Here is a 9,141-nt window from a genome sequence, read left to right on the forward strand (position 1 = left end):
CTTTATGCCTGCACTTTCGTTCCATCGGCAACGGTTTCATACACGCGCTCTACCTCGTCGGCGACCGTTTGCCAGTCGTATAATTCCGCCCGCTTTTGGCCACTTTGCACCAATGCGGCACACTGCTTGGGATCATCGATCAGCCGTTGAAGCACGGCTCGCAGCGCGTTGGGATCACCTGTTTTAAACAAGGCACCGGCTGGATGCTCGCTTTCTGCATCGCATACCGCCGAGAAGGCTTCGAGGTCACTTGCCACCACCGCACAACCGGCGGCCATGGCTTCGACGAGGACGATGCCAAAGCTTTCTCCACCAAGGTTGGGGGCTACATAGATATCGGCACCCGCTAGGATGCGGGCCTTTTCTTCATCGCTGACTCTGCCTACGTAGCGTACCTGCGGATGCGGGCGTGGCTGACCGGCGCCGATCACGGTGACGCGAACATCGCGATCCAGCCCGTCAAGGGCTTTGAGCAGCACCGGTAGGCCCTTGCGCGATTCGTCGATACGGCCTAGGAACACAATCTCGGTGTGATCTTGAGCCGTGGATTCGCTGCGATACTGCGCAAATGCCTGGGTATCCACACCATTGGGGATTAACACCGGATCTCCGCCGAGCATCTCTACTTGCCAGCGACGAGCCATCTCAGACACGGCAATGCCGCCGCGCACCTTTTCTAGCGGGCCTCGCAACACCGGTAGCAGGAGCTTGAGCAGACGCGATCCAGAAGACGAGGCATGGTAGGTGGCCACGATGGGGCCTTCGGCGATGCGCAGGGCAGCCATGGAAAAACTAGGCGAGTTCGGCTCGTGGATATGCAGCACGTCGAAATTGCCGTTTTGGATGAATTCTCGGGTGCGTTTGAATGTTGAAGGCTGCAAAGAAATACGAGCCACGCTGCCGTTATAGGGCACCGGGATGCTTGGGCCGCCTTTGCACACGAAGTCTGGCACCTCGGTGCTTGGCGAACATGGCCCGAGCACCGATACGTTGTGGCCGCGGTGGATGAGCACCTGCGCTAAGTCAAGGATGTGGGCTTGTACTCCGCCTGGTTCATCGAAGGAGTAGGGGCACACGATACCGATATTCACACCTGCTCCCTTCTAGAAACCTTCAAGGCACCCTAGCGGTGCACCATTGTTGTGGCAGCGTAATTGCCTGCCTCGACCATTCGAGGTGATGGCCGTTGCATACGTGGCAGTGTATCCCACCCTAGGCATCGAGCCCTCGAAGATAACGCTGTTGATCGAGATCTTCGATCCACAGCGGCTGCAGCATGTGCCAATCTGCGGGATGCCGCGCGATGCCCTCGGCAAGCGCATCGGCTACGCGTTGCACCGTGGTTTCAAGCTGGCCTACCTCGATAGCTTCGCCAACCTCGAATCCCCACCCCTGCGGCTCAAACCACAGGTGAACTGGGTGTAGCGCTGCGCCGGTTTCTTGGGCCAGCTTCACAGGCCCTGCTGGCATGCGCGCGGTGTGGCCGAAGAACTGCACTTCCACCCCGCTACGTTTGAGGTCACGTTCTCCAAGCAGGCAGACCACCTCACCTGCTTCGAGGGCGGCTTTAAGGCCCTGAAATGGCTTCGGGCCACCGCTGAGCGGCAAGACCTTAAACCCGAGACCTTCGCGATAATCAACAAAGGCCTGGTACAAGGATTCCGGTTTGAGGCGTTCGGCCACCGTGGTGAATTGGCCGTGCACATGCACGAGCAGCACCCCAGCCATGTCCCAGTTACCACTATGCGGCAACACAAGCACCACGCCTTTGCCTTGGTCAACCGAGGCTTGCAGCCGCTCAATGCCTTTGACGCTTTGCAGGAGGCGTTCGTGCAGTAGTGGGTCTTCTGCAATCGCAGGTAATTGGAAAGCCTCGCGCCAATACCGTGCATAGGAACGAGAAGCAGCGCGTACTAGTGGCTTATCCACATGCTCCTGCCCCACCACCCGGGCCAAGTTTTGACGCAGTTGGGGCAATCCTGCACCTCTGCGCGACCAACAATCGGCAGCGAAGCTAAACAGCGCATCGGCGACGCCGATGGGCAAACGCCGGACGAGTTTCCATCCGGCGATATAGGCTTTGGCGCTCAGCGCCTCTCGTGCACTCATGCGCCGGGGAACTCCTTGGCGCCGGCAGGAGGTGCGATAACCTGCCTTGCCTTTGGTGATTGCTTGACCATATGCAGCCGTTGCCACACGGTAAAGATGCTGCCCAGGGCTAAGATCCATAGGGCGATATCAATGGCGTAGGGCACGCCAAAGCCCTGCAGCCCAAGGCCAACGAGTCCGATGATCAAACGCTCGGGGCGTTCGACTAAGCCACCATTGACTTTAAAGCCAGAGGCTTCAGCGCGAGCCTTGACATAGGAGATGACCTGGGAGCACACCAATACGGTAAAGGCCGCGATCACCAGTGGCTTTGGAGCATCGTAGGTGTAGATCAGCCACCAGGTGATGGCAGCAAACAGCGCACCATCGGTGAGCCGATCGCAGGTGGCATCAAGTGTGGCTCCATACTTGGTTCCGCCACCACGCAACCTCGCCATGGTGCCGTCGACCATGTCGAAGGCGGCAAAGAGCCCCGAAAGTAAGGCAGCCGCGACCAAGTGGTCACTTGGGATCAAGATGACGGCGATGGCGATGGTAATTGCTGCACCGATGGTGGTCACAGCGTTGGGTGAAATGCCCGCTTTGGCAAACAGTTTTGCCACGGGTTCGACGATCACGGCGGCAGGCTTGCGGCCTCGGACGCTAAGCATGAGCTTCTCCTGGTAGGCCTTCGATTGACGACCACGTCTGAGCAAGCAGTGCGCGGGTATCGCGCAGGAGCTGCGGCAGCACTTTGGTGCCGTCGATGATCGTCATGAAGTTTGAGTCTCCGCTCCAGCGCGGGACGATGTGCATATGTAGATGCTCGGCAACGGAACCACCGGAGGCCTTACCGAGGTTGAATCCAACATTGATGGCATCGGGGTTCGATGCTTGCTTGAGCACGCGGATGGCGGCCTGGGCAAAGGCGAACATTTCAGCGGATTCCTCCTCGTTGAGGTCCTCTAAGTTCGGTTCTTCGCGGTACGGCACCACCATCATGTGCCCAGCGTTATAGGGGAAGAGATTGAGCACGCAATACACGCTTTTACCACGGGCAACGATGAGTCCGGTGGCGTCGTCAAGCTCAGGGATCTGCACAAATGGATTGCTCCTGGGCTTGGAGTCCTGCTGCCCATCTTGGCGGATATACCCCATCCGGTAGGGCGCCCAGAGCCGCTCAAGGCGATCCGGCACCCCTACTCCGGTGTCGTGGTATTGCTGCACGCGCGTGCCCTTTCTCTTGATCTCCTACTTGCTGCCGAAACTACTGCAGCAAAGCTTCGACTGCTTCTTTGGTCGGCGCTTCGTTCTTGCGCTGCGCAATCCAATCCACAATCAACTGCACCGCTTGATCCACCGGCACACCATTGACCTGGGAACCGTCGAGGAAACGGAAGCTCACAGCGTCTGCTTCCACATCCCGAGCACCCGCCAACAACATGAACGGCACCTTGGAGGTGGTGTGATTACGAATCTTCTTCTGCATGCGGTCATCGGAGGTATCCACCGTGGCGCGCACCTGTTGAGCACGCAGTTTCTCGCACACGGCCTCCAGGTGGGGGCTGAAGCTATCAGCCACAGGAATACCCATCACCTGCTGCGGGGCCAACCACGCGGGGAACACACCGGCATAGTGCTCCAGCAGCACACCAAAGAAACGCTCGATGGAACCGAAAAGCGCACGGTGCACCATGATCGGGCGCTGCTTGGAGCCATCAGGGGCGGTGTACTCCAGGTTGAAGCGCTCAGGCAGGTTGAAGTCGAGCTGCACAGTAGACATCTGCCAGGTACGGCCAATGGCGTCACGCGCCTGCACCGAAATCTTCGGGCCATAGAAGGCCGCTCCTCCGGGATCCGGCACAAGATCAAGACCGGATGCATCGGCTACGCGCTGCAAAATCGCAGTGGAGCGCTCCCAGATCTCATCTGATCCAACGAACTTGGATTCATCCTTGGTGGAGAGCTCCAAGTAGAAATCATCCAGGCCGTAGTCGCGCAGCAAGGAGATGATGAAGTCCAGCACCGTGGTGAGCTCTTGTTCGAGTTGGTCCTCGGTGCAGTAGATGTGGGCATCATCTTGGGTGAAGCCGCGGGCACGCGTTAGGCCGTGGATCACACCCGACTTCTCGTAGCGATACACCGTGCCGAACTCGAAAAGGCGAAGCGGCAACTCGCGGTAGGAACGCCCGCGGGAGGCGAAGATCAGGTTGTGCATCGGGCAGTTCATCGGCTTGGCGTAGTAGTCCTGCGGCTGCTTGACTACGTTGCCGTCTTCGTCGTACTCCCCATCGAGCTGCATCGGAGGGAACATGCCGTCGGCATAAAAGTCCAGGTGACCGGACTTTTGGAAGAGCTCACCTTTGGTGATGTGCGGGGTATTGACAAAGGAGTAGCCCTCGGCGATGTGCCGGCGACGAGAGTGCTCTTCCATTTCCAGGCGAACGATGGCGCCGTTGGGGTGGAAGACCGGGAAACCGGAACCAATCTCGTCCGGGAAGCTGAACAGGTCGAGCTCTTGGCCTAGCCTGCGGTGATCGCGCTTCTCAGCCTCTTCGATCATCATTTGGTACTGCTCGAGGGCTTCTTTCGATTCCCAAGCCGTGCCGTAGATTCTTTGCAGGCCGGCGAGGGATTGATCGCCACGCCAGTACGCAGCAGAAGAGCGCGTGAGCGCGAATGCCGGAATGTACTTGGTGGTGGGCACGTGGGGGCCGCGGCAGAGGTCGTACCACTCCACCTCACCGCTTCGCGGATTGATGTTGTAGTAGCCGGTGAGCTCCCCGGCGCCAACCTCGGTGGCCTCATCAGAATTGGGGTCCACATTGCCCTTGTCCTGGATCAACTCCAGCTTATAGGGCTCGTCTTTGAGGGCTTCGGTGGCTTCTTCTTGGTCGGCATAGACCCGGCGCTCGAATTTCTGCCCCTGCTTGATGATCTTTTTCATGCGCTTTTCTAAACGCTTGAGATCCTCGGGCGTGAAGGGCTCTGCCACATCGAAGTCATAGTAGAAGCCATTGTCGATGGCAGGACCGATGCCGAGCTTGGTGCCGGGGAATTCTGCTTGCACAGCCTGCGCCAGCACGTGGGTACAGGAGTGGCGGATCACCGCACGGCCGGTGGCGGTATTGGCAGGAACCGGGGTGACATGCGTGTCTTCTTCCGGCACATAGGCGAGATCGCGGATCGTGCCATCTGCCTCTTCCACGCACACAATGGCCTCAGGGCCTTTGTTTGGCAGTTCCAGTTCCCGCATCGCAGCACCTGCTGCAGTGCCTGCAGGCACGAGGAAAGGTTGGTGAGGGTTCTGCACCGGCTCAATGAGGTGTGCCATAAATAGCTGCGCTCCTTTACTTGCGCTCAAGCATCGCTGCGTCATACCTGGACGCGAACGTTGGACATTGGAGCACGAAGGTGAAACTCAGCCACCGGCATGTGGCGTGATGCTAGGGAAACCACCGACGTGTCATAAGCATCCTACCGCCAAGGAGCTAGCCCTCAAGCAACGAGGCTGCCCAGTAAGGTTCATCTCCCTGTTCTTGCGTACCCGGCACAATCGCGTACATCGCTGAACCGGTGTGGGTAATCCACTCATTGAGCCTGTCGCCGTCGTTGAGGCGCTGCTGGATGGGGATAAATTGCTTACGCGGATCCTTTTGATAGCAGCAAAACACCAACCCGGCATTGGATAGCTGTTCGCTGCCGGTATTCGGTGGCACGTCGTAGTTATAGGCGCGACGCAGCAGTTTTTCTTTGGGCTTATCGCTTGGCGGCGAGGCAAGTGCCATGTGGCTTCGGGCGTCGATATACGGCAGGCCGTATTCATCGGTCTTGTCGTAGTCGGCTTGATCGAATTCATCTTTTTGCCCGAGGGGTGCTCCTGAGTCGAGCGTGCGGCCGATGGCTATTTCGCGCGACTCGCGATCGAGCTGTTCCCAGGTATCCAAGTTCATGGCGATGCGGCGAACGATGAGGCAACTGCCGCCTTCTAACCAGGCGGGGGCGTCATCCTCGCCATCGATCCAGACTTGCTGGTCGAATTCATCCTCCGAACGAGGATTCACGGTGCCGTCTTTTTGGCCAAAGAGGTTCCTTGGCGTGGCTTTCGGGTCTTTGACTCCTGGGGCATTTAAAAAGCCTTGTTGCAGCCATTGCTGCTGTACATAGTCCACGCCGGAGCGAAGCATGTGGCGAGTAGCGAAGGCGAGCATCACTGGGTCGTCACAGCAGATCTGCAACACGAGGTCGGTTTGTCCCCACTCCGGTTTGAGTTGGTCTTTGGAAAACTGCAGGTCTTCTTTGAGCCACGCTGGGCGTTGATCTTGCTTGTCGACGATATCGAAGAAGCGGGAACCCAGGCCGCAGGTAATGGTGAGGTTGCTGGGGTGCTGCACCATCTCTGGTTCGAGGCTGCCGAGCGGGTTTTGGCCTTGGGTGAGTCGCCGGGCGTCTTCCGTCCATAGGCTAAGAAGACGCTTGGCGTCTTTTTTGCCAACCCCGGCGCGCAGGTTTAACCCCAGCACATTGAGGTGTGCGGCAGGAACGGTTTGCACACCTGCTTGGTGTTTACCGTCGAAAGGCACCGCCTTTGATCCCACTTCACAGTCTGCTCCCGATTCCGGTTGTGGCGCATTGGCCAACGCCACCGCCGGTTGCAGCATGGCCGCACCCCCAAGCACCGATGCCCCTCCAAGGAAACTTCGGCGAGAAAAGTGCATTGGGCATTGCGAGGACTCAGACGGCTGTGAAGGTTCCATGATCCTTATTTCGACGATGTGTTTGCTGGGGTAATCCTGCTCTTTAGCTGCACGGGCTGCTTAGTGGTTGTGCTCGTGCTCAGCGGAGGGGCTTTCCGAGGCACCCATGTCCTTCATGTCATCGGCATCGGAGCCGTAGTTTTCGTCACCCGCGCCGATGGTACGAACGGGCACGTCAGGCACCTCGACGGTGGAGCCGTCGCCAAGCTCTAAGGTGAGATCGACTTTATCGCCGGCCTTGACCGGTTCGGTGACCCCAAGGACCATCATGTGCTCTTTGCCTGGCTCAAGAACCAGCGACTGGCCGGCGGGGATGGTGAATCCGCCTTCTTTTTCGCGCATTTGGCCATCGACTACCTCATGCATCTCGAACTTCTTGGCATCGATGGTGGCGCTGAAGCCGACGACGTTGATATCGCTATCGCTATCGTTGTGCAGCACACCGAAAATGGCAGTCATGTCCTTATCCCCCTCCATCGCCTTGACGTAGGGATCGGTGACGGTGAGCTTGGCTTCGCTTGGGGTTTCGGTGCTGCTGGTGCTCTCAGTGCTTTGCGTGAGGCTAGCTGCACTCGAGGTTGCCGAATCCTGCTCGCTATTCGAGCAACCGGCCAGGAGTAGCGCGGTGGCACCGACGCAGGCGATGGACTTCAGAGCAATGGACTGTACCTTCACGGTATTTGCCTTTCTTTAGGGAGAAACGAACCGGAATTGAGGCACTAACGACGCCGACGGATGGCAAGCACCAAGATGCCCAGCAGCATGACGGCGGCGGCAATTCCAGCGATCAGACCAAGATTGTTGGTGTCTGCAGGATTTGCGGCTTGGTCATCACGTTCTTGGGCCTTTTGGCTTTCGCCTTGGGTGTTTTCGGACTGATCAGCAGCGTTTGCAGCACCGTCTTGATCGCTGCCTTGATCATTGCCTTGATCGCTGCCTTCGTCGCTCACTTCGAAGGCAATCTTGCCGCGGGTGGCATGCCCATCGGATGAGGTGATTTGGTAGCCGAGTTGGTACTTACCTTCGCCACCTCGTTTATCCGCTGGAATAGCCAGGGAAGCGTTCGGGCCATCGACCTCTGGTTCGCCTGTGTAGAGTTGTTCGCCGCTATCAAGATCGGTGATGGCGAAAGTGTTGAAATCCGGTTTGATCATGCCGGAAAACTCCAAAGTGACTTCCTCTGGAAATTCCTTTACCACCGCGCCATTTTCAGGGTTCGAATCCAGCACGACATCGTGGGCAAAAGCCGGCAAGGGTGCAGCTAGGAGCCCTGCCATGGCAGAAGCCGCTGCGAAACGGTGCAGATTATTCACCTTGAACGAGGGGATCAACACGCCTCTCCTTTAAACACAATCAGGTACGCGGACACTGGCACCTCAACAGCACAACGCTGTTATGCCTTCACGCCTCAAGCCTACGCGGGTACAGGCTTGCCTCCCGCCGGCGATCTTGATGCACGAACAGTCACTAGTCGCTGCTTGCTAGTAAGGAGTTCCACCACCCGGCCCGGATGTGGGATTTACCACTTGCACCGCACCGGATACCCGCGCCCTCAACCCCGACGTGCTGAGCGGCGAAATCGCCACACCCACCCGGCCGTAAATCACTCAAAAGTCCAGGCCAAACGAGGTATCTCACCAGCCCCTGACCCGCTGGCTCGCAATTGCGCAAGAAGGGGGTAGTAAAAAGCAAAACACCCCACGGATGTGGGGTGTAGGTGGTGGTCCCAGCTGGGATCGAACCAGCGACCTTTCCGGTGTGAACGGAACGCTCTTCCACTGAGCCATGGGACCAAAACACGGCCATCACGCTAAGCGCTTGCGCCTTCTTTGCGCGTTCAAAATTAACACGAAGGAAATATTTTCTCCTAATTGGCACGTCACTCCGTGTTTTGGATTTCACCTTCCCCGATTTCCCCCTCCGCATCGGCAGCCACCCTGCTCTTGTCACTGCCGCCACATTCCTGCTCCTGACCGCAGGAGGACACACGCAAGAGCCAGGCGCTGGATCTTTTGAGTAAACCCAACACTCCCCTGCCCAGGCGCGTTGGATGAGCGGGGCGCATGCGAGGGCAACGCGTGGGTACCGCGTGGGTGCCGCGTGGATAAAAGGGCGATCACACACCGGCCGAAGGGGTACTCAACGCCAAGAAAACGAGGTTTGAAGGCTTATCTAACAGCGGATTTGGAGGTTCAGAACTCTTAAGGCTAATGTTTGTGATCGCAACAGCAGTTGTATGCGGATGTAGCGCAGTTGGTAGCGCATCACCTTGCCAAGGTGAGGGTCGCGAGTTCGA

General features: G+C 58.1%; 8 protein-coding genes and 1 tRNA gene. All 9 read right to left on the minus strand.

The features are described from left to right. Positions 1-2: 2 nt before the first annotated feature. Positions 3-1,091 carry a glycosyltransferase family 4 protein gene (locus IEU99_RS01045; protein WP_128889732.1) on the minus strand — a complete coding sequence of 363 codons (1,089 nt, stop codon included), beginning with the start codon at positions 1,089-1,091 and terminating at the stop codon, positions 3-5. A gap of 121 nt (positions 1,092-1,212) precedes the next feature. Next, the gene (locus IEU99_RS01050; protein WP_128889731.1) at positions 1,213-2,109 is read right to left on the minus strand and encodes a phosphatidylinositol mannoside acyltransferase; all 897 of its coding nucleotides are present in this window, start codon (positions 2,107-2,109) and stop codon (positions 1,213-1,215) included. Next, entirely contained in the window at positions 2,106-2,759 is a 654-nt protein-coding gene (gene pgsA, locus IEU99_RS01055; protein ID WP_128889730.1) for a phosphatidylinositol phosphate synthase, read from the minus strand. The genes IEU99_RS01050 and pgsA overlap by 4 nt, the downstream gene beginning before the upstream one ends. After that, complete coding sequence (locus tag IEU99_RS01060) at positions 2,752-3,315, minus strand: ATP adenylyltransferase (protein WP_229718333.1); 564 nt, start codon at positions 3,313-3,315, stop codon at positions 2,752-2,754. Before IEU99_RS01060 ends, pgsA begins: the two co-directional genes overlap by 8 nt. A gap of 40 nt (positions 3,316-3,355) precedes the next feature. Next, positions 3,356-5,422: a threonine--tRNA ligase gene (gene thrS, locus IEU99_RS01065; protein ID WP_128889729.1), complete on the minus strand. Its 2,067-nt coding sequence runs from the start codon at positions 5,420-5,422 to the stop codon at positions 3,356-3,358. 157 nt (positions 5,423-5,579) lie between these two features. Further along, positions 5,580-6,845: a Dyp-type peroxidase gene (locus tag IEU99_RS01070; protein WP_128889728.1), complete on the minus strand. Its 1,266-nt coding sequence runs from the start codon at positions 6,843-6,845 to the stop codon at positions 5,580-5,582. A gap of 60 nt (positions 6,846-6,905) precedes the next feature. After that, entirely contained in the window at positions 6,906-7,520 is a 615-nt protein-coding gene (locus tag IEU99_RS01075; protein WP_229718334.1) for a copper chaperone PCu(A)C, read from the minus strand. Between the two features lie 44 nt (positions 7,521-7,564). Continuing rightward, positions 7,565-8,179, minus strand: coding sequence for a copper resistance CopC family protein (locus IEU99_RS01080; protein ID WP_128889727.1), 615 nt, complete (start codon positions 8,177-8,179; stop codon positions 7,565-7,567). A 384-nt stretch (positions 8,180-8,563) separates the two neighbouring features. Beyond that, positions 8,564-8,638: transfer RNA gene (locus IEU99_RS01085), tRNA-Val, on the minus strand. Positions 8,639-9,141 lie beyond the last annotated feature (503 nt).

This window comes from Corynebacterium pelargi, from assembly GCF_014635485.1.
Classification (GTDB): Bacteria; Actinomycetota; Actinomycetes; order Mycobacteriales; family Mycobacteriaceae; genus Corynebacterium; species Corynebacterium pelargi.

Bases quoted from the DNA above. Each gene is read 5' to 3' on its own strand.
- IEU99_RS01050 (WP_128889731.1), bottom strand. From the start codon at position 2,109: ATGAGTGCACGAGAGGCGCTGAGCGCCAAAGCCTATATCGCCGGATGG.
- pgsA (WP_128889730.1), bottom strand. From the start codon at position 2,759: ATGCTTAGCGTCCGAGGCCGCAAGCCTGCCGCCGTGATCGTCGAACCC.
- thrS (WP_128889729.1), bottom strand. From the start codon at position 5,422: ATGGCACACCTCATTGAGCCGGTGCAGAACCCTCACCAACCTTTCCTC.
- IEU99_RS01070 (WP_128889728.1), bottom strand. From the start codon at position 6,845: ATGGAACCTTCACAGCCGTCTGAGTCCTCGCAATGCCCAATGCACTTT.